Origin of the sequence: Sphingomonas sp., from assembly GCF_019749955.1 — a bacterium.
In the GTDB taxonomy this organism is placed as follows: domain Bacteria; phylum Pseudomonadota; class Alphaproteobacteria; order Sphingomonadales; family Sphingomonadaceae; genus Sphingomonas.
In genome coordinates this window covers 1-18,924 of sequence record NZ_JAIEPC010000025.1, presented here as the reverse complement: position 1 = coordinate 18,924, position 18,924 = coordinate 1, and the positions used below count along the sequence as shown (strand labels likewise).

General features: G+C 66.0%; 24 protein-coding genes. 10 read left to right on the top strand and 14 right to left on the bottom strand.

Features of this window, described 5'->3' with window-relative positions; all coding sequences use genetic code 11:
- Nucleotides 1–96: 96 nt before the first annotated feature.
- Nucleotides 97–525 carry a (deoxy)nucleoside triphosphate pyrophosphohydrolase gene (locus K2W81_RS07795; RefSeq protein ID WP_294103013.1) on the bottom strand — a complete coding sequence of 143 codons (429 nt, stop codon included), beginning with the start codon at nucleotides 523–525 and terminating at the stop codon, nucleotides 97–99.
- A 63-nt stretch (nucleotides 526–588) separates the two neighbouring features.
- Between K2W81_RS07795 and K2W81_RS07790 the strand changes: the two genes are divergently transcribed.
- Complete coding sequence (locus tag K2W81_RS07790) at nucleotides 589–768, top strand: Flp family type IVb pilin (RefSeq protein ID WP_294103010.1); 180 nt, start codon at nucleotides 589–591, stop codon at nucleotides 766–768.
- 126 nt (nucleotides 769–894) lie between these two features.
- Nucleotides 895–1,062 carry a Flp family type IVb pilin gene (locus tag K2W81_RS07785; RefSeq protein ID WP_294103007.1) on the top strand — a complete coding sequence of 56 codons (168 nt, stop codon included), beginning with the start codon at nucleotides 895–897 and terminating at the stop codon, nucleotides 1,060–1,062.
- A gap of 100 nt (nucleotides 1,063–1,162) precedes the next feature.
- On the opposite strand, the gene K2W81_RS07780 is transcribed toward K2W81_RS07785, so the two are convergent.
- From K2W81_RS07780 to K2W81_RS07765, 4 genes are read right to left on the bottom strand one after another with little or no spacing between them, the layout of a single operon-like run.
- Nucleotides 1,163–2,116, bottom strand: a complete 954-nt coding sequence (locus K2W81_RS07780; RefSeq protein ID WP_294103004.1) for an acetyl-CoA carboxylase carboxyltransferase subunit alpha — start codon at nucleotides 2,114–2,116, stop codon at nucleotides 1,163–1,165.
- A gap of 35 nt (nucleotides 2,117–2,151) precedes the next feature.
- Entirely contained in the window at nucleotides 2,152–3,057 is a 906-nt protein-coding gene (locus K2W81_RS07775; protein WP_294103002.1) for a tyrosine-type recombinase/integrase, read from the bottom strand.
- On the bottom strand, nucleotides 3,054–4,853 hold the full coding sequence (locus tag K2W81_RS07770; RefSeq protein WP_294102999.1) for a hypothetical protein: 1,800 nt from the start codon (nucleotides 4,851–4,853) through the stop codon (nucleotides 3,054–3,056). The genes K2W81_RS07775 and K2W81_RS07770 overlap by 4 nt, the downstream gene beginning before the upstream one ends.
- The gene (locus tag K2W81_RS07765; RefSeq protein ID WP_294102996.1) at nucleotides 4,834–4,971 is read right to left on the bottom strand and encodes a hypothetical protein; all 138 of its coding nucleotides are present in this window, start codon (nucleotides 4,969–4,971) and stop codon (nucleotides 4,834–4,836) included. Before K2W81_RS07765 ends, K2W81_RS07770 begins: the two co-directional genes overlap by 20 nt.
- A 72-nt stretch (nucleotides 4,972–5,043) precedes the next feature.
- Here K2W81_RS07765 and K2W81_RS07760 point away from each other — a divergent pair, with 72 nt between their 5' ends.
- The 3 genes from K2W81_RS07760 to K2W81_RS07750 are packed head-to-tail and all read left to right on the top strand — an operon-like array spanning nucleotide 5,044 to nucleotide 6,823.
- Entirely contained in the window at nucleotides 5,044–5,583 is a 540-nt protein-coding gene (locus K2W81_RS07760) for a shikimate kinase (RefSeq protein ID WP_294102993.1), read from the top strand.
- A complete protein-coding gene (gene aroB, locus K2W81_RS07755) occupies nucleotides 5,580–6,680 on the top strand; it encodes a 3-dehydroquinate synthase (RefSeq protein ID WP_294102990.1) in 1,101 nt (366 codons plus the stop codon). Before K2W81_RS07760 ends, aroB begins: the two co-directional genes overlap by 4 nt.
- Nucleotides 6,680–6,823, top strand: coding sequence for a DUF2256 domain-containing protein (locus tag K2W81_RS07750; protein WP_294103149.1), 144 nt, complete (start codon nucleotides 6,680–6,682; stop codon nucleotides 6,821–6,823). Before aroB ends, K2W81_RS07750 begins: the two co-directional genes overlap by 1 nt.
- Here the strand turns inward: K2W81_RS07750 and K2W81_RS07745 are convergent.
- From K2W81_RS07745 to K2W81_RS07710, 8 genes are read right to left on the bottom strand one after another with little or no spacing between them, the layout of a single operon-like run.
- The gene (locus tag K2W81_RS07745) at nucleotides 6,820–7,152 is read right to left on the bottom strand and encodes a DUF423 domain-containing protein (protein WP_294102987.1); all 333 of its coding nucleotides are present in this window, start codon (nucleotides 7,150–7,152) and stop codon (nucleotides 6,820–6,822) included. The two genes, K2W81_RS07750 and K2W81_RS07745, sit on opposite strands and share 4 nt — an antisense overlap.
- Nucleotides 7,149–8,918, bottom strand: a complete 1,770-nt coding sequence (locus K2W81_RS07740; RefSeq protein WP_294102985.1) for a cation:proton antiporter — start codon at nucleotides 8,916–8,918, stop codon at nucleotides 7,149–7,151. The genes K2W81_RS07745 and K2W81_RS07740 overlap by 4 nt, the downstream gene beginning before the upstream one ends.
- The gene (locus K2W81_RS07735) at nucleotides 8,915–9,352 is read right to left on the bottom strand and encodes an iron-sulfur cluster assembly scaffold protein (protein ID WP_294102982.1); all 438 of its coding nucleotides are present in this window, start codon (nucleotides 9,350–9,352) and stop codon (nucleotides 8,915–8,917) included. Before K2W81_RS07735 ends, K2W81_RS07740 begins: the two co-directional genes overlap by 4 nt.
- A complete protein-coding gene (locus K2W81_RS07730) occupies nucleotides 9,349–9,909 on the bottom strand; it encodes a CvpA family protein (protein WP_294102979.1) in 561 nt (186 codons plus the stop codon). The genes K2W81_RS07735 and K2W81_RS07730 overlap by 4 nt, the downstream gene beginning before the upstream one ends.
- Nucleotides 9,910–9,948: 39 nt before the next feature.
- Nucleotides 9,949–11,322 carry a DNA repair protein RadA gene (gene radA / locus K2W81_RS07725; protein ID WP_294102976.1) on the bottom strand — a complete coding sequence of 458 codons (1,374 nt, stop codon included), beginning with the start codon at nucleotides 11,320–11,322 and terminating at the stop codon, nucleotides 9,949–9,951.
- A gap of 40 nt (nucleotides 11,323–11,362) precedes the next feature.
- The gene (locus K2W81_RS07720; RefSeq protein WP_294102973.1) at nucleotides 11,363–11,995 is read right to left on the bottom strand and encodes a hypothetical protein; all 633 of its coding nucleotides are present in this window, start codon (nucleotides 11,993–11,995) and stop codon (nucleotides 11,363–11,365) included.
- Nucleotides 11,996–11,997: 2 nt separating this feature from the next.
- On the bottom strand, nucleotides 11,998–12,225 hold the full coding sequence (locus K2W81_RS07715; protein WP_366932221.1) for a DUF2188 domain-containing protein: 228 nt from the start codon (nucleotides 12,223–12,225) through the stop codon (nucleotides 11,998–12,000).
- A gap of 52 nt (nucleotides 12,226–12,277) precedes the next feature.
- Nucleotides 12,278–12,979, bottom strand: a complete 702-nt coding sequence (locus K2W81_RS07710) for a glutathione S-transferase N-terminal domain-containing protein (RefSeq protein WP_294102968.1) — start codon at nucleotides 12,977–12,979, stop codon at nucleotides 12,278–12,280.
- Between the two features lie 133 nt (nucleotides 12,980–13,112).
- On the opposite strand from K2W81_RS07710, the gene K2W81_RS07705 reads away from it, so the two are divergent.
- The gene (locus K2W81_RS07705) at nucleotides 13,113–14,261 is read left to right on the top strand and encodes a glycosyltransferase family 1 protein (protein ID WP_294102965.1); all 1,149 of its coding nucleotides are present in this window, start codon (nucleotides 13,113–13,115) and stop codon (nucleotides 14,259–14,261) included.
- A gap of 19 nt (nucleotides 14,262–14,280) precedes the next feature.
- On the opposite strand, the gene K2W81_RS07700 is transcribed toward K2W81_RS07705, so the two are convergent.
- A complete protein-coding gene (locus K2W81_RS07700) occupies nucleotides 14,281–14,877 on the bottom strand; it encodes a PadR family transcriptional regulator (RefSeq protein WP_294102962.1) in 597 nt (198 codons plus the stop codon).
- A gap of 101 nt (nucleotides 14,878–14,978) precedes the next feature.
- Here K2W81_RS07700 and K2W81_RS07695 point away from each other — a divergent pair, with 101 nt between their 5' ends.
- The 4 genes from K2W81_RS07695 to K2W81_RS07680 are packed head-to-tail and all read left to right on the top strand — an operon-like array spanning nucleotide 14,979 to nucleotide 18,853.
- Nucleotides 14,979–16,292 (top strand): replication-associated recombination protein A, encoded by a 1,314-nt coding sequence (locus K2W81_RS07695; RefSeq protein WP_294102959.1) that lies wholly within the window; start codon nucleotides 14,979–14,981, stop codon nucleotides 16,290–16,292.
- Nucleotides 16,279–17,640, top strand: a complete 1,362-nt coding sequence (locus K2W81_RS07690; RefSeq protein ID WP_294102957.1) for a serine hydrolase — start codon at nucleotides 16,279–16,281, stop codon at nucleotides 17,638–17,640. The genes K2W81_RS07695 and K2W81_RS07690 overlap by 14 nt, the downstream gene beginning before the upstream one ends.
- Nucleotides 17,637–17,981 carry a hypothetical protein gene (locus tag K2W81_RS07685; protein ID WP_294102955.1) on the top strand — a complete coding sequence of 115 codons (345 nt, stop codon included), beginning with the start codon at nucleotides 17,637–17,639 and terminating at the stop codon, nucleotides 17,979–17,981. Before K2W81_RS07690 ends, K2W81_RS07685 begins: the two co-directional genes overlap by 4 nt.
- Nucleotides 17,978–18,853 carry a hypothetical protein gene (locus K2W81_RS07680; RefSeq protein ID WP_294102952.1) on the top strand — a complete coding sequence of 292 codons (876 nt, stop codon included), beginning with the start codon at nucleotides 17,978–17,980 and terminating at the stop codon, nucleotides 18,851–18,853. The genes K2W81_RS07685 and K2W81_RS07680 overlap by 4 nt, the downstream gene beginning before the upstream one ends.
- Nucleotides 18,854–18,924 lie beyond the last annotated feature (71 nt).

Here is an 18,924-nt window from a genome sequence, read left to right as displayed (position 1 = left end):
CGTTGGTGTCGAGCGAAGTCGAGACACGCTGCGCACCGCCCTTTGCCTGTTTCTCGACTGCGCTCGAAACGAACGGGTGGATGCAGTTATGCGGCGCTAGAGCAGCGCCTCGATCAGCCCGATCAGCGAACGATCGGCGGGCGGCATCGGCAGCGCGTGCATCTCGACCGGGCGCACCCAGCGCAGCGCCGATGCCTCGACCGCGCGCGGCACGCCGTGCCACTTGCGGCAGACGTAGAGCAACAGGAGCAACTGGCGCTCGCCGATCGACATGCTCGCAAAAGTCGCGGGCGCCAGACACGCGGCGTTGACGTCGATCGCGAGTTCCTCGTTGAGTTCGCGGATCAGCGCGGCTTCGGGGCGCTCGCCCGCGTCGATTTTGCCGCCGGGAAATTCCCATAATCCAGCATGTTGCTTGCCCGCCGGTCGCTGGGCGAGCAACACGCGGCCTTCGCGATCGACCAGCGCGGCCGCCACCACCGGCAAAATTGGAAAAAGCGATAAATCAGGCGGCGACTTCGCCATTCATTAACCCTCCCGGGGGTAAGCTTAGGGTGGCGTGAAAAGCGTAAAGACACGGGGTCGCTGATGGGCAAGCTAATTCGCCAGCTAATTGCCGACCGCACGGGCGGAACCGCGATCGAATATGGTCTGATCGCGGCGCTTGTCGTTATTGCGATGATCGCGAGCCTTGGCGCGCTGGCTAATCAGACGGTCGGCATGTGGGGCAATGTGAGCAACAAAGTGACGACCGCGAACGGCGGCTGAAGATTTTCGCCAAAATCCGGCGAATCGCTTAAACCTTTGTTAGGCTCCACCGCTTACATGTCTCCAAGCTGAACCGGTTATCCGGTCGGCCGGGTAACTGAAGACATTCAAACTGGAGACCGGAAAATGCAGACCATCCGCAAGTTCATCAAGAACAACAAGGGCGCGACCGCCATCGAATACGGCCTGATCGCAGCTCTGATCGCCGTTGCCGCCATTGCCGCAATGTCGGGCCTGGGCAACCAGCTGAAGACCACGTTCGGTAACGTGACGTCGAACATGAAGGCTAACTAAGCTTCTCCCAAGCTTAAGCGTAGCGAAGGAGGGCAGCAGGCTTCGGTCTGCTGCCCTTTTCGCGTTTCGAGGTGACGGCGTGTTGCGAAGAAACCGACGGCTAGAATCGGCCGATCGCCAGAAACTTCGCGCGGCGGGCTGCGATCAGCGCAGCGCGGGGCTGGCCAACCAGCGAGTCCAGCGCCGTCGCAATCGCATCGCCCAGAGTCGCAATCGCCAGCGCCGGATTGCGGTGTGCGCCGCCAACGGGTTCGGGAACGATTGTATCAATGATGCCAAGGCCCTTCAGATCCCCGGCGGTGATCTTCATCGCTTCGGCCATTTCCGCAGCCTTGTCGGAAGTGTGCCATAGGATCGATGCCCCCGCTTCGGGCGAGATCACCGAATAGATTGCGTGCTCGAACATCAGCACCCGGTCGGCCGCCGAGAAGGCGACCGCGCCACCCGAGCCGCCCTCGCCAACGATCGCGGCGACCAGCGGCACCCCGAGCGCGAGGCATTGCTCGGTCGATCGCGCGATTGCTTCGGCCTGCCCGCGCTCCTCGGCCTGGATGCCCGGGAACGCGCCGGACGTGTCGACCAGCGTGATGACCGGCAAGCCGAAACGACCGGCGAGCTGCATCAGCCGGATCGCCTTGCGATAGCCCTCGGGCTTGCCCATGCCGAAATTGTGGCGGATGCGGCTCGCGGTATCATTGCCTTTTTCATGGCCAATCACGACCACGCGGCGCCCGCGAAAGCGCGCCAGCCCGCCCATGATCGCAAGATCATCACCGAACGCACGGTCGCCCGCGAGCGGCGTGAAATCTTCAAAGAGTCCCGCGACATAATCCTTGAAGTGCGGGCGGTCCCCGTGGCGCGCCACCTGCGTCTTTTGCCACGCCGTCAGCCGGGCATAGGTATCGCGCAGCAACCGATCACTCTTGAGTTGCAGCCGCGCGACCTCAGGGCCGATGTCGATTGCCCCGGCGCTGGCGGAGGCGGTTGCGCGTAGTTCGGCGATCCGGGCTTCAAGCTCGGCGATCGGCTTTTCGAAATCGAGGAAACTGGCCATCAGGCGCGCTCGGTTAGGCGCCGCACGGCCCGCCGTCAACGGATTGGGCGATCCCCAAGCGGGTGGCGACTGTTCACGAGCTCGACCAGACGGCGGCTGTCGACATGGGTGTAGATTTCGGTAGTCGCGATATCGGCATGGCCGAGCATGAGCTGGAGCGCGCGCAGATCGGCGCCACCTTCGAGCAGATGCGTGGCAAAGGCATGGCGTAAGACATGCGGGCTGACGCGGTCGGGCGGGATACCGGCTTCGGCGGCGAGGTCCTTGAGGAGCTGATAGAGCCGAATGCGGCTGAGATGGCTTGCGCCGCTCGGGAACAGCCACGCGGTGCGGGGCGGCAGCGTTGCGCGCCACGCGGTGACGGCGGCGCGCGCGCGATCCGAAATCGGCACCAGTCGTTCGCGCCCGCCCTTGCCCTTCAGGATGAGATAGGGGCGATCGGGCGCGACGGCGGCGAACGGCAGCGTCATCAGCTCGCTCGCGCGCAAGCCTGACCCGTAGAGCAGCTCGACCAGGGCTGCGAGCCGCAGGTCAAGCGGATCGGGCGGCGCGCGATCGAGCCGCGCGGCGATGGCGGCAAACAGTCGGTCGACATCGCCGTGATCGAGCGATTTGGGCAGCGCGCGGGCCGCACCCGGCCGGGGCAGCGCGGCGCCGGGATCATCGCTGCGAAAGCCCTCTTCGGCCAGAAAGGCGAAGAAGCGCCGTAGTGCCGCCGATTTGCGTGCGACGCTCGATCGGGACAGGTCGGCCCAGCCATCGCCGAGTCGGGCCAGCGCCGCTGCGTCCGCCTGCGCGAGTCCGCCCCCTAGCGCTTCGGATGCCAGCCGCAAATCGCTTTCATAGGCCGCGACGGTGTTGCGCGCGGCACCCGCCTGCGCCGCCATCATTTCAAGAAAGCGCCCGATCAGCGCGCGATCACCGGCGGCGGGCTGGCTCAAAGCCGGGTCAGCGCCTCAACCGCGATCATCCGCGCCTCGGCATCGAGCCCGACCCGGTGGAACGCCGCGATGATCCGGTAAAGCGCATCGGCGGAAACGCCGTGCCAATTCGCCGTCTGCATGCCGACCGCCGCCAGCAACACGACGGTAGCCGGCTCGCCGCGCCCCGCCGCGCGGTCGATCGCGCGGGTCCAGCTATTGTCGCGGGTCAAGTCGACACCGAGATCGCCCGCGAGCGATTCCATCGCCGACGGATCGACGCGCCCGAGCCCCGCAAGTGCGGCAAAAAACATCTGGCGCTTGCGCTGGGTGTCGCCGCGCGCGCCGCCGCCATAGCGCCGCACGTCGCCGCGCCCGAGCGTGCCGCCAAAGCGATCGGCAAGCGTCAGCATTGCCCAGCCGTCGCCACCGGTGCTGACCAGCGAGCGCCAGCGCGCCGCGCGGCCTTCAATACCCGCCGACAGCATCGACGCGATCAGCCGGTCGGCTTCGGCATCGCTCGCCGGGGGCAGCGCACCGACGGCCTGCGATGTCAGGACCAACCGGGCATATTGGCCACGCGGGCCGCGCGGTTCATCCCATAGCCGAGTCATCGCCGCGATCCGTTGGGCGCGATCATTCTCGCTATAGGCGCTGCGCAAGTCACGGGCGACGCCGGCCTCGGCCGAGCTGCCTTCCTCGGCCTCGTCGATTTCGCCGAACAGGTCGATCAGCGCAGTGCTCGACAACACGCCTTGCGCCGCCGCGAGTTCGGCGGCGCCCGCCCGCGCGCGCGCGTCGAGCATCGGTGCCTGCGCGCGCCAGAATTGCACGCGTGGCGCGACGGTCGCGAACAAAGGTTCGGGAATTTCGGTCGCAGTAGCGGTCGCAAGGCCATAACGCCAGGCGGTGAGCTGCGACACCGAATCCCATTCGATCGTGACGGCGCGGCGCTTGCTGCTGGTGCCCACCACCTTGTCGGCGAGCAAAAGATCAATGCCCCGGGCGACACCCTGTTTGCGCGCCGCGTCGATCTGGCGACCGCCCTCCCCGGCGACGCCCGAGAGCCCGGCGCAGATAGCCGCCATCAGCACCCACGCGCGGTCTTGTGGTCCCGCCAGCGCGCCGTCGGTCACCGGGCACACCAGGCCAGGATCACCCGTCGCAAGCGCCGTCTGCATCGCTGCTTCGCGCAGTTTCGGGGTGAAATTGTCGGGATCGACCGCCTGCACAACCGCGCGGGCGACCTGCGATTCGCCCATGCGGACCAGCAGCCATGCGCGCTCGGCAGCAAAATCGGCACCATTGACGCCCACGGGCGTATCGAGCTGCGACGCAAGCGTACGCCGCAGTGCAATCGACAACCAGCGTGACGGCAGCGGTGCGTTGAGCCGCCCCATCAGAACTTCGAGGAAACGCCCTTGCGTCGTGCCGAAACCATTGGCGGGCAGGCCACCGTCCGCGGCGCCGATGATCCCGACCCGGTCGAGCGAGCGGCGCGCGTAGCTCGGCAGCTCGTAACTCGCGAGCGCCGCCGGATCGACCGGGGCGGGCGTTCCCGCCGTCTCATCGGCCAGACTATTGTCAGTCAGTTCAGCGCTCTCGTCCGGCGACAGCGGCGGCGTGAGCGGCGTGGGACCGGGCGCCGTCGGGTTGGGCTGCGCCCGGGGCGGCGCGCGGTCGACCGGCGGTGGCGGAGTTGTTTCGTTGAAGCCGGGCGGCAGGATCGATTCGGGCCGCTCCTGCGCAATCGCCGCCCCCGCGACGAGCGCGAGGACGACGCCGCCGACAACAGCCTTATTGCTGGAGCGACGCAAGCGGCACGACCTTTTCGACGCGCGTCTGCGGCCGTTCGCTGTTGCGACCGGCGAGCGCGAACAAGCCACCCCCGATCACGAGAATGACGACGACGAGGGCGATAAGCAGCCGAGACATGAAACAATACCCAATGACGAAGTGCGCTGGCCTTTTGCCGAGCGGCAACGACGCTGTATAGCCCCTGTCATAATGTTAGAAGATGGCGGGGCGCAAAAACGCTGGCACGGCAAGCCGATCGTGCTGATCGGACTCATGGGCGCGGGCAAGTCGACAGTGGGTCGGCGGCTCGCGCAACGGCTGCGGCTGCCGTTCGTCGACGCCGATGTCGAGATCGAAGCGGCAGCGGGGATGACGATCACCGAAATTTTCGACCGGTTCGGCGAGGGCTATTTCCGCGACGGGGAGCGGCGCGTGATCGCGCGGCTGATCGACGGCACGCCGAAGGTGATCGCGACCGGCGGCGGGGCGTTCATCAATCTGGAAACGCGCGCGCTGATTCTGGCCGAAGCGATTGCGGTTTGGCTCGATGCCGATCCCGCTGTGCTGGCAGAGCGGGTCAAGCGGCGCGACACGCGCCCGCTGCTGCGTGGGCGCGATGCCGCCAAGGTGTTGCAGGAGCTCGCTGCGGTGCGAAACCCCATCTATGCGATGGCGCCGGTGCGCGTTTCGAGTCATCAGGCGCCGCACGACGCCACGGTGCGCGCGATTTTGGAGGCGATCGACGCATGAGTGACGTCTGGGTTGAGCTCGGCGCGCGCCGCTATCCGGTAGTGATCGAGGCGGGACTGCTGGCGGGGAGCGCGGCACGACTTGCCCCCTTGGCGCGCGGGCGGGCGATGGTGATCGTCAGCGATGCGCAGGTCGCGCCGCATCTGGCGGTGCTTCGCGACGCGCTGGCCGCAGCCGGAGTGCGCAGCGAATCGATCGTCTTGCCCTCGGGCGAAAGCACCAAGAGCTGGGCGATGCTTGAGGAATTATGCGAGGGTCTGCTCGATTTCGGCGTTGAGCGCGGCGATCATGTGATTGCGCTCGGCGGCGGGGTCACGGGCGATCTGGTCGGCTTTGCCTGTGCGATCCTGAAGCGCGGCTGCGGTTTCGTGCAAATCCCGACCACGCTGCTCGCGCAAGTCGATTCGTCGGTCGGCGGCAAGACCGCAATCAACGCGCGGGCGGGCAAGAATCTGATCGGCGCCTTCCACCAGCCCGCGCTGGTGCTGATCGATCCAACGACGCTCGACACGCTGCCACTGCGTGAGCTGGGCGCGGGCTATGCCGAAGTCGTGAAGTACGGCCTGATCGATGACGCAGGCTTCTTCGCTTGGTGCGAAGCGAATGGCGCCGCATTGCTGGCGGGCGATCTGGCGGCACGAACCCATGCCATCGAACATGCGGTGGCGGCAAAAGCGCGGATCGTCGCCGCCGATGAGCATGAAAAGAGCGGCACCCGTGCGCTGCTCAATCTCGGCCATACGTTCGGCCATGCGCTGGAGGCTGAGACGGGCTTTTCGGATCGACTGCTCCACGGCGAAGGCGTTGCCGCCGGGATGGCGCTGGCCTTCGCCTATTCGGCACGGCGCGGGCTGTGCGCGCCGGAGGATGCCGCACGGGTCGCGGCGCATCTGCGCGCGGTCGGGCTGCCCGATGGGCTGGCGGCGGCGGGGATTACGGCATCCGGGGCGACGCTGGTCGAGCATATGCGGCACGACAAGAAGATGGACGGCGGCACCCTGCCCTTCCTGCTCGCGCGCGGTATCGGCGAGACCTTCCTCGACCGGTCGGTCGATCTCGCCGATGTCGCGGCTTTCCTCGACGATCAGCCGTGCTGATGCCGAACGGTGTCGCCAAGCGCGACCTGCCGAGCAAGACCTGTCCGGTGTGCGGGCGCCCGTTCGCGTGGCGCAAGAAGTGGGCGCGTGACTGGGACTCGGTGGTCTATTGCTCGGACAAATGCCGCGCGGTCGGGCGCTAACTGCGCGCGCTGACCCAGGCGAACCATAGCCAGCCGACGATCAGCAGCGCACCGCCCAGCGGCGTGATCGCGCCGAGCCATTTGGGCAGCCCCAGCGCCATCAGATAGAGCGTCCCCGCGAACAGCGCGCCCCCCGCGACGAAACACCACCCTGCCCCGCGCAAACCCATCTGCGCCGCCACCAGCGCGGCGACGGCGTGGGCGAGCTGATATTGCCCGCCGGTCTTGAGCCATTCGGCCGCCTGCCCACTCGCCCCATGCGCGCCGAACGCGCCTGCGCCGACAGCTATGGCGCCGGAGAGCGCGGCGGCAATCACCAACCAGTTCATCCCGGGGTGCTTTCCTGTTCGATGGCCTCAGCGATCGATCTGTGGGTGAACATCTGGTCGGCTTGGGCGTGCAGATCGCCCTGGTCGGCCTGGGCGCGGAGCCGGGACGCGTCGCGACGGCGATATTCGTCTTCAGTGCGTGCGATCAGCTCGCTGTCGACGCCCAGATTGGCCATGGCATCGCGTGCCATCACAATCGCCGATTCGAACACTTCGCGCACCGTGCCGACGATCGGCGCGCCATCCATCTTGATCAGGCTGCGGCGATCAAAGGCGCGCGCGAAAATCGCGGCATCGGGGAAAGCGACGTGCACGGCTTCCAGAAATTCCCGGTCGAGCTGGTCGCCATCGGTGCAAAAGGCGATCAGCTGCGCGTCGCCGGCACCGGCCTGGCGCAGCAGGTCCATCCGCATCCCGTCGCCATAATAGACTTTCATGCCGAAGCTGCCGGCGGTCTCGATCATCTCGATATCGCGGTCGATCAGCGTGACCTTGATCTGCTGGGCGCTCAGCATTTGCGCGACCGTCTGGCCGAACCGGCCATAGCCGATGACGAGCGCGCTCGCCCCGTCGGCGCGGGGTTCTTCCATCCCTTCCGAAGTCCGCTCGGGGGCGGTACGGAAGCGTTTGGTGAAAGCCATCAGGAACGGCGTGGTCGCCATCGACAGGGTGACGATGGCGCCGAACAAGCTCGCCGCTTCGGGCGCGATCAGCAGCGCGCCTTGGGCCTGCGCGAACAGCACAAAGCCGAACTCGCCGCCCTGGCTCAGCAACAGGCCAAGCCCGAGCGCTTGGCGCCAGCCCATGCGAAAGATCATGCCGATGCCGGTGATGATCACCGTCTTGGTGGCGATGAGCGCCGCCGCCATGCCGATCACGAACACCGGCCGCGCGGCAATCGCGTGGAGATCGAGCAGCATCCCGACGCTGAGGAAGAACAGGCCCAGCAGGATCGAGCGAAACGGATCGACATCGGCCTCGAGTTCGTGGCGATACGGGCTGTCGGCGAGCATCACGCCCGCGATAAACGCCCCGAGCGCGGTCGAGAGCCCGAGCCACTCCATGATCGCAGCGGCCGAAATCACCGTGAAGAGCGCGGCAAAAATGAACATCTCGCGCTCGCCGAGATTGCCGATCAGCCGGAACATCGGCCGCAAGACGAAGCGACCAGCTGCTACCAACCCGCCGACCGCGAGGATCGTGTAGATCGCCAGCAACCACCCCGGCGTCGCGCCCGGCGGCGCAGGCGCGCGCGACAGTGCGGCAATGATCGTGATCAGCGGCACGATCGACAGATCCTGAAACAACAGGATCGAAAAGGCGCGCTCGCCGAACGGGGTGCGCAGGCGCCCCGCCGATTGCAGCATCGGCAGCACCTGCGCCGTCGACGACAGCGCGAGCGGCAGCGCGACCGCGAGGGCTGCGGTCGGCGAGAAGCTCGCGATGCCCCAGATTACGCCGGTCAGCGCCATCGCGCATAGCCCAACCTGCAACAGGCCGAGCCCGAAGATATCGTCGCGCAGCCGCCACAGCCGCGACGGGCTGAGCTCAAGCCCGACGAGAAACAGCAGCAGAGTGATGCCCAGCTCTGCGATCCCGCGCTTCTGCTCGACATTGCCGACGAGGCCCAGCGCCTGCGGGCCGACGACGGCGCCGGCGACGAGGAACGCCAGCGTCGCACCAAGGCCGAGGCGCCGGAACAACAGGACGAAAACCAGCGCGAAGCCGAGCAGGACGACGCCGTCGCGCAGTGCCGATTCGCTCATGCGGCAGCTTGCGCGTTGGCGCTGGCGACCGCAGCGGCCTCGGTCACGGCTTCGAAGGCGAGCCGGATCGAAGCGTGGCGCGCGCTGTGCGGCAGTGCCGGCGTGAAAATGTCGATTCCCGGCCAGTCGGGCATGGCGCCTGCCCCCGCCAGCCAAGCGGTCAATGCATCGCGCGCGGCGGCAAGCTCGGCGGGCGACTTGCCGACCGCGTCATCCGCCATCAGAGTCGCGCTCGCTTGCCCCAGCGCGCAGGCCCGCACCAGCATCCCGATCGCTGCAACACGTCCGTCGCGGTCGACATCGACGTCGACCGTCACCCGGCTGCCGCACACCGGCGAGCGCTTCTCGATGCTTGCCATCGGCGCGCTCAGCCGGGTCGCGGGCGTGCTCGCGGCGAGGCGGAGGATTTGCTGGTTGTAGAGCGGCGAGCTCACGGGTTCGAATCGCTTTCATTATCGACCGGAGTCGCGTCATTGCCGAACATCGCCGCCCCGCGCCGCCGCCGATCGACGAAATCGGCGATCCCCGCGCTCGTGACCTTGAGCAGCGGATAGGTGCGCGATTTGGTGATCCATTCGGGGCGCTGCTTTGCCCCGCCATAAGTGGTGTCGATGATCAGCACGATCAACAGGAAGACGAGACTGGCAAACACCAATCCCTTCAACCCGCCAAAGCCGAAGCCGAGCGCGCGGTCGACCGGGCCGAGGATCGAGGTACGCGTGCGTTCGCCGATGGCGCGAGCGACCCAGCGCCCGCCGAGATAGGTCACGCCGGCGATCAGCACGAACGACAGCACTGTGGCACCACCATAGGTCGCAATCTTGGCCGAGAGCAGGTTCGTCAACGGCTCGTGCAGCACGCGCAGCGCCAGCACGACGAACAGCCACGCCACCAGCGACAGCACTTCGGTGACGAAGCCCTTGATCGCGCCCTGCACCGCGCCGCCGAGCACGAGCACGAGCACGATGATGTCGAGAGCGGTCAATCCCATGAAATCCGTGTTCCTTAGCGCCAGCGCATTGGCCGACCGCTAGCCACGCCCGAGCATATGGTCAACGAAACTGGCGAGTGACTTGAACCCCGCGAGCTTGAGCGATGACTTTTCGGAGGTCGACGCTGCCGGGAGCAGCGCACGTTCGAATCCGAGCTTGCCCGATTCCTTCAGCCGGAGCCCGGCGTGCGCCACGGGACGAATCTCCCCCGACAGCGCGACTTCGCCGAACGCGACCGCGCCGACGGGCACCGGGCGTTCGCTCAGCGCCGAGATCAGCGCGGCCGCCACCGCGAGATCGGCAGCGGGGTCCTGCACGCGGTAGCCGCCGGCGATGTTGAGATAGACTTCGCTCGACGAAAAGCTGAGCCCGCAGCGCGCCTCCAGCACCGCGAGGATCATCGCGAGCCGCCCGCTGTCCCACCCCACCACTGCGCGGCGCGGGGTGGCGCCGCTGGCGAGCCGCACCACCAGTGCCTGAATCTCGACCAGCACCGGCCGCGTGCCTTCGAGCGCGGGGAAGACGGTGGTCCCGCTCACGCCCTCATCGCGCTGGGTGAGGAACAGCGCCGAAGGATTGGCGACTTCGCTGAGTCCTTCCTCGACCATCGCGAACACGCCAATCTCGTCGGTGCCGCCAAAGCGGTTCTTGATCGCGCGCAGGATGCGATATTGGTGGCTGCGCTCGCCTTCGAAGCTGAGCACGGTATCGACCATATGTTCGAGCACGCGCGGCCCCGCGATGCTGCCGTCCTTGGTAACATGGCCGACGAGGACGACTGCGGTGCCGCGTTCCTTGGCAAAGCGGATCAGCTCCTGCGCCGAGGCGCGCACTTGGCTGACGGTGCCCGGCGCGCCTTCGATCAAATCCGAATGCATCGTCTGGATCGAATCGATCACCAGCAGGCGCGGCGGGGTGCCCATGCCGAGCGTGGTGAGGATGTCGCGCGTCGAGGTGGCGGCGGCGAGCATCACCGGCGCGTTGCCCAGCCCGAGCCGCCGCGCGCGCAACCGCACCTGATCGGCAGCTTCCTCGCCCGAGACATAGGCAACACTATGTCCGGCGAGCGCGAGCCGCGCGGCGGCCTGGAGCAACAGTGTCGACTTGCCGATCCCCGGATCGCCGCCGATCAGCGTCGCTGAGCCTTCGACGAAGCCGCCGCCAAGCGCGCGGTCGAGCTCGGCAATGCCGGTAGGCAGCCGGTCGGGCAGCGCAATCTCGCTGTCGAGCCCAACGAGTTGCAGCGTCCGTCCGCCGCCTTGCAGATTATGCTTGGCCTGAAACGGCGTAACCGGACCCGACGCTTCCTCGACCAGCGTGTTCCAGTCACTGCAATCGGCGCACTGCCCCGCCCAACGATGCGACACCGACCCGCACGACTGACAGACATAGCGTTTCTGGGGTTTTGCCATGCAGCCGGATTAGCAGAGGTGGAACGGGAAGGGAACAACGTTAATCGAACGTCGGTGGTTGCCCTAATGCCACCCACTCAGACATCGCCCTAAGCACCTCTGTATTTGGATATTCCTGGATGTCTGCCTCGGATGAGCCTGCCGCCAGCTCGCGTTCGTAATACCATTCCTGAAAGTCGAAATATTTGCTCTGAATTTTGGAGATTCCTAACCCAGGCGCCCCCGCGCTTGCAACGAGCCACGCTCGAGTGTGAGCCAACGCTCGCTGCCACTCCCCCCGATGACTACGAATATCCCACCCCGAAATATCAGAAAGTGTCTTCTGGTACTCATATCGCTCAGCTTCCAGCACCAAGATAGCTTTGGACGCGAGCTGAGCAACGCCGAACTTGCGGCACGCGAAATCCAGGCCGAGCTCGAATGGCATGTTCATTCTTGCATATTCGCCAACAACCGTAGCCTTGCATCGGCTGAGGTCGTGAATACCGTATTTCGAGGTCCGGACGAGTTCGACAATGCGGTCGAGGCGCGATTCCGCATTATCCGCGTTCTCGGGCGCTAATCTTGGCACAAAGCCGAGCAGCGTCACGCAAAAAGACACTGCCTGCAGTATCGGCGCAAAACCGTCATCGAAAGGGCAGTTAATGAAGACCGATTGCTCAAAGTTGGGCAATTTCACCCCTTCGGCGGAAACGGATCATTCCCGTAAGAATTTCGCTCCCGAATTCGCCCGTCGCGGCCATGGACGTATAATTCAGTTTTTTGATTTCGTGCGATTCGCGTTGCAGCGTCAATGGCTTCAGACTGCGTGGCATAGACTCCACTTGCCCGCATTGCACCGGCACGCTTCACGCTCCAACCATTTGAACTTGGCACAACATGCTGCCCGTTCTTCGCCATCATCAACGCTCCCTTGGGAAAAACACATACACTGCCGACGCGATTACTTCTACCCTCAACCCCGCGCCGGAATCGCCAACCCCCGCTGTACCGCCGGCCGCTCCAGCCCGCGCGCGAGCCATGCCTTCACGTTGGCGAAGTCGTCGAACCCGACCAGTGGGCCATTGCCGTAGAAATTCACCAGCCCGTTGACCCACCCCAGCATCGAGATGTCGGCAATCGAATAATCGCCCATGAACCAGTCGCGCCCCGTCAGCGCCACATCCATCACCCCGAGCAGCCGCTTTGTTTCGTCGAGATAGCGGTCGCGCGGGCGCTTGTCCTCATAGTCCTTGCCGGCGAATTTGGTGAAGAAGCCAAGCTGGCCGAACATCGGCCCGACGCCGCCCATCTGGAACATCACCCATTGGATCGTCTGCCAGCGTTCGGCTGCGCCCGGCGGCATGAACAGCCCGGTCTTATCGGCCAGATAGAGCAAAATCGCCCCGCTCTCGAACAAGGCAAGCGGTGCGCCGCCCGGCCCCGCCGGATCGAGGATCGCCGGGATCTTGCCGTTCGGGTTGAGCGCCAGATACTCAGGTGATTTCTGGTCGTTCTTCGCGAAATCGACCAGATGCACCTCATAAGGCAGCCCGGTTTCCTCCAGCATGATCGACACCTTGACGCCATTGGGCGTCGGCACGCCATAATATTGCAGCCGGTCGGGGTGCGCGGCGGGCCAGCGCGTGGTGGCGGGGAAAGCGACGGGGTCGATCATGATGCGGACTCCTGAACCGGGGTTCCCGCCTAAATAGGGAGCGCGGACGACCGCCGCCATTCGAATCCGAGCGATTGGTCGATTGACGCGGCGCAATTCCCTTTTGCCAATCGCCCCGCTATGGCGCGCCTAGATGATGACTTCCGAACTCCGCGTCGCGCTGTTCAGCGGCAATTACAATTATGTGCGCGACGGACCGACTCAGGCACTTAATCGGCTGGTCGGCTATCTGCTGTCACAGGGCGCGGCCGTGCGAGTCTATGCGCCGACGGTCGCCAAGCCTGCGTTTGAGCCGACCGGCGATCTGGTGAGCGCGCCCTCGTTCGCGATCCCCGGCCGCAGCGAATATCGCGTGGCGATCGGCCTGCCAAAGCGGCTGCGCGCCGATCTCGATACGTTCAAGCCCAATCTGGTGCATGTGTCGGCGCCCGACATCCTCGGCCACCGCGCGGTTAGCTGGGCGCGGCGGCGCGACATTCCGGTGGTCGCGTCGGTCCACACGCGGTTCGAAACCTATTTGCGCTATTATGGCGGTGGCTTCCTGGAGCCCGCCGCCGTCGCGCTGTTGCGGCGCTTTTACCGGCGCTGCGACGCGATTCTGCCGCCGTCGCAATCGATGGTCGATCTTCTGCGCGAACAGCGGATGAACCATGACATCGGCATCTGGTCGCGCGGGGTCGATCGCACGATCTTCACCCCCTCGGCGCGCAGCCTGGCGTGGCGACGCGAGCTGGGCATTGGCGATCAGGAATTCGTGATCGGCTTTCTCGGCCGACTGGTGCTCGAAAAGGGACTCGACGTGTTTGCCGCCGTCATCGGCGAGTTGATGCGGCGCGGCGTACCGCACCGGGTGATGGTGATCGGCGAAGGCCCCGCGCGCGACTGGTTCGTCAGCCATGTACCCACGGCGGTGTTCGCAGGCTTTCAGGAAGGCACGGATCTGGGCCGCGCGGTCGCGTCGATGGATGTGCTGTTCAACCCCAGCGTCACCGAGACGTTCGGCAATGTGACGCTCGAAGCGATGGCCTGCGCGGTGCCCGTCGTCGCCGCCAATGCGACCGGCGCGACCAGCCTGATCGAAAACGGCGTGAACGGCCGCATCGTCGACCCCAGCGACATCCCCGGCTATGCCGACGCGTTGCAAGCCTATGCCGAGGACCGCGATCTCGCCGATACCGACGGGCTCGCAGGCGAAGCCAAGGCGGGCGCCTATGGCTGGGACGCGATCAACCAGAAAGTGATCGACAAATATCTGGCCGTGCTGGCGCGACGCGGCCGCTGACCCCGCCGCGCCGCCGGGATTAATCGAGCCGCTCGATCTTCTGGGCGGCTTCGTCGATCAGCGCGACGATTGCGTGCAGCTTTTCGGTCGGGACGTCGCCCGCGCGCAGCTGGTGCATCAGCACATGGCGCAAATTGCCCATCGCGCGGCGGACTGACGCGCTTTCGGTGCGCGTCCGCTCGGTGCCGAGTTCGGTCAGTCTGGCGATCAGCGCGGCGACTTCCTCGGCGCGCTCGGCGAGATGCGCGCGACCTGCTTCGGTCGCGGCGAACTGCTTCTTGGCGCCTTCGCTCTGTTGTTCCTCGATCAAGCCCATGTCGTCGAGCAAGGTCAGCGTCGGGTAGACGATGCCGGGGCTCGGGGCATAGGCGCCTGCGGTCAGCTCCTCGATCTCGCGGATCAGGTCATAGCCGTGGCGCGGTTGATCGGCGATGAGCTTCAACAGCACGAGGCGGAGTTCACCGCCGTCGAACACGCGACGCCGGACGCGCGCGCCGACGACTTCGGGTCCGGCTTCCCAACTGACTTCGAAGCCGCCCCAACGGCGTGAGCCGCGGCGACCGCCCATGTGATGGCCTTCGGGGCCGCAGCCCCCGTGGCGAAATGCGTAAAGCATGTTGCTTCCTTTATGGTTCATGATGGCACTAAGATATATCATAGATGGACTTCTGCAAGAGCGGGGCTGCAAATTTTTCCGCGCCGCCTATGTTGCCCCGGATGGATGACCTCTTCGGCCCTGCCGATCCCCCTACCCCGACGGCACCCGCCGCCGATGCGCCGCTCGCTGAACGCTTGCGCCCGCGCACGCTCGGCGAGGTGGTTGGTCAGGGGCACCTGACCGGCCCCGAGGGCGCAATCGGGCGGATGGTGGCGGCTGGGCGCTTGTCGTCGATGATCCTGTGGGGGCCGCCCGGCACCGGCAAGACGACGATCGCGCGGTTGCTTGCCGATGCGGTCGGGCTGCGCTTCACCGCGATCTCGGCGGTGTTCTCGGGCGTGGCAGATCTGAAGAAGGCCTTTGCCGAGGCGCGTGATCATGCGCGGGCGGGCAAGCGTACGCTTTTATTCGTCGACGAAATCCACCGCTTCAATCGCGCGCAGCAGGATGGCTTCCTGCCTTATGTCGAGGACGGCACGGTAACTTTGGTCGGTGCGACTACCGAAAATCCGTCGTTCGAACTCAACGCCGCGCTGCTCAGCCGCGCGCAGGTGCTGATCCTCCACCGGCTCGACGCGACCGCGCTGGCCGAGCTGATCGACCGTGCCGAGGCGATTGAGGGCCGCCCCCTGCCCGTCACGCCCGATGCGCGCGCGGCTTTAGTAGCATCCGCCGATGGCGACGGGCGCTTCCTGCTCAACCAGGCCGAGACACTCTGGTCGGTCGACCTGCCCGAACCGCTCGACCCCGCCGCGCTCGGCGCCTTCCTCCAGCGGCGGGTGGCGGTGTACGACAAGGATCGCGAGGGGCATTACAACCTCATCTCGGCGCTCCACAAATCGCTGCGGGGGAGCGATCCGCAGGCCGCGCTCTATTACCTCGCGCGGATGCTGACGGCGGGCGAGGAACCGCTCTACGTCCTTCGCCGCCTGACGCGTTTTGCGAGCGAGGACATCGGCCTCGCCGACCCGCAGGCGCTGGTGCAATGCTTGGCGGCCAAGGATGCCTATGACTTTCTCGGCTCGCCCGAAGGCGAATTGGCGATCGCGCAGGCGTGCCTTTACCTCGCGACCGCGCCCAAATCGAATGCGGTGTACAAGGCGCAGAAGGCCGCGTGGAAGAGCGCGCGTGAGACCGGATCGCTGATGCCGCCCGCGCATATCCTCAACGCGCCGACCAAGCTGATGAAGGACATCGGCTATGGCAAAGGCTATGCCTATGATCACGACACCGACACCGGTTTTTCGGGCAGTGACTATTGGCCCGAAGGAATGGCGCGGCAGGATTTTTACCAGCCGACCGGGCGCGGCCACGAAAAGCGCATCGCCGAACGGCTGGCTTATTGGGAGGAATTGCGGGGTGCCAAGGGCTGAACTTTTGATCCTCGGGGCGGCGCTGATCGCGTCGCCGCTGGCCGCGCAACAGGCCAAGGCGCCGGCTCCTTACACGTTGGCGATTGCGGCCGGATACAAGGCTGCGATCACGTGCAGCGCGATATTCATCGGCGGGCGCACCGAAGCGCAGATCGCCAAGGATGAGCTGAGCGGGATTTATCCCGAATATGATGCGATCGTGCCGACGCTCGAGGCAAAGGTCGATGCCCGCACGGGCACCGTCACCGTCGCCTTCGATCCAGCGCTGCCGCCGCGCCGCGCCGTCTTCCACCCCGGCACCGGCTGCACCAACGAGCCGATCGGTGCAGTCGCGCCGCCCGTGACCGCCGTATACGCCAAGCTCGGTCCCGCCCCTGCCGACCCGGCGCTGTGGCCGCTCGGCGACTCGCTCCCGCGCATGGCCTATCCCCCCATTCCGGCGGTCGGCAAGGCACTGGCAGGCGGCTATGGCGGCAAGACCACCGGAGTCGTGGTACTGCGCGGCAAGCGGCTGATTGCCGAGAGCTATGCCGAGGGGTTCGGCCCCTTCACCGCGCAACGCACCTGGTCGGTCGCCAAGAGCATCACTGGCACGCTGGTCGGTATCGCGGTCAAGGACGGTCGGGTCCGCATCGACGCGCAAGTGCGGATTCCCGCATGGGATGCCGAGCCGTTCGCCAACGCGCGGCGCCACATCACGCTCGACAATCTGATGCGCATGGCATCGGGGCTGCACAGCGACACAGCGGGTAATCGCACCGATGCGGTCTATTTCGGCGGCACTGCCGTGACCGAGGAAACCGTCCATTGGCCGGTCGAAGCCAAGCCGGGGACGCGCTTCCGCTATGCCAACAACGACATCTTGCTGGCGATGCTGACGCTGCGGGCGGCACTGAGCGAGGAACGCCACCGCGACTTTCCGGCGCGCGCATTGTTCGACCGTATCGGGATGAAGCACACCGTCGCCGAGACCGACTGGCAGGGCAATTACATCTCGTCGAGCCAGGTCTGGACGACCGCGCGCGATCTCGCGCGGTTCGGGCTGCTGTATCTGGACGACGGCGTCTGGAACGGCGAACGCATCCTGCCCGAGGGCTGGCGGACCTATGTCACCACGCCCAGCGGCCCGCAGCCGGCGAGCGGCGTTGGCTATGGCGCGACCTTCTGGCTGATGAACAAGGTGCCGGGCGTCCCCGCCGACACTTTTTCTGCTAACGGCAATCGCGGCCAATATGTCGTGATCGTGCCGAGCCGGGGCATCGTCATCGTCCGGCGCGGCGAGGACCCGGCGAGTAGTGGTTTCGACATCTCCAAATTCACCGCCGATGTTCTCGCGGAGGTCAAATGAACGACTGGGATGAGACCTTGGCCGCCGCACTTCGGCTGCCCGATACCTTCGTCGAGCCCTATTACGGGCGCCCGACGGCGAAGATCGCACCCAACGGTCGCCCGTTCCTGTCGCCGGGGCGCGAGGCCGATTCCTTCTGCCTGCACCTCGACCCCGACACGATCGAGATGCTCAAGGAAACCGATCCGGCGACCTATCACCAGACACCGCATTATGAGGGCTGGGGCGCGGTGCTGGTCCGCTATGGCAGCGACGATCCCCAGCGCGTGCTCGCGATGATCGAATTGGCGCATGATCAGGCGGCCGCAAAACCGAAGGCGAAAGCGCGCAAGAAGGCGTGAGCCGCTTTGGCCATTTCGTGGCGATCGACTGGTCTGGCGCGGTCGGGGCGACCCAGCGCGGGATCGCGGTGGCGACCTGCGCGGCGGGGGACGTCGCCCCACGGCTGGTGCCGCCACCCGAACGCTATTGGTCACGCAGCGCGGTGCTTGACTGGCTGACCCTGACGCTGCCCGACGACTCGCTGGTCGGTTTCGATCTTGGTCCAGCGCTGCCCTTCGTGGACCAAGGCGCCTATTTTCCCGGATGGGAAGCGAGCCCAGCCGATGCCCGCGCGCTTTGGGCGTTGGTTGAGCGGCTGTGCGCCGACGAGCCGCACCTAGCCGCATCACGCTTCGTCGACCATCCCGATGCCGCGCCGCACTTCCGGCGGCACGGCGGGCGCGAAGGCGCAGCCTTTGGTGGCGGGCGCGGGCGGCTGCGCATCACCGAAGTCGCGCAACAGGCACAAGGCCTCAATCCCTATTCAAACTTCAATCTCGTCGGCGCCGCCCAAGTCGGCAAGTCGAGCCTGACGGGCATGCGCTTGCTCCACCGGCTGGGCGACCGACTGCCGGTATGGCCGTTCGACCCCCTGCCTGCCAGCGGATCGGTGGTGGTCGAAATCTACACCAGCCTCGCCGCCATCGCCGCCGGACGCGCGCGCGGGCGCAGCAAGATGCGCACGATCGCCGAATTAAATGCCGCGCTCGCCACGCCTGCGATTGCGAGTGCGCCCGTCGCTGGATTTGGTGCGATCGACGATCACGCCAGCGACGCCTTGCTGACCGCGGCGTGGCTGCGGCGGCACGCCGATTTGGGCGACCTTTGGACACCGCTAGCGCTGACGCCCGCAATTGCCCGCACAGAGGGCTGGACCTTCGGCGTCGTCTGACGCATTTGGGGCGCGGATGCCGGTTTAGCTCAGCTGGTAGAGCAGCGGTTTTGTAAACCGAAGGTCGCGGG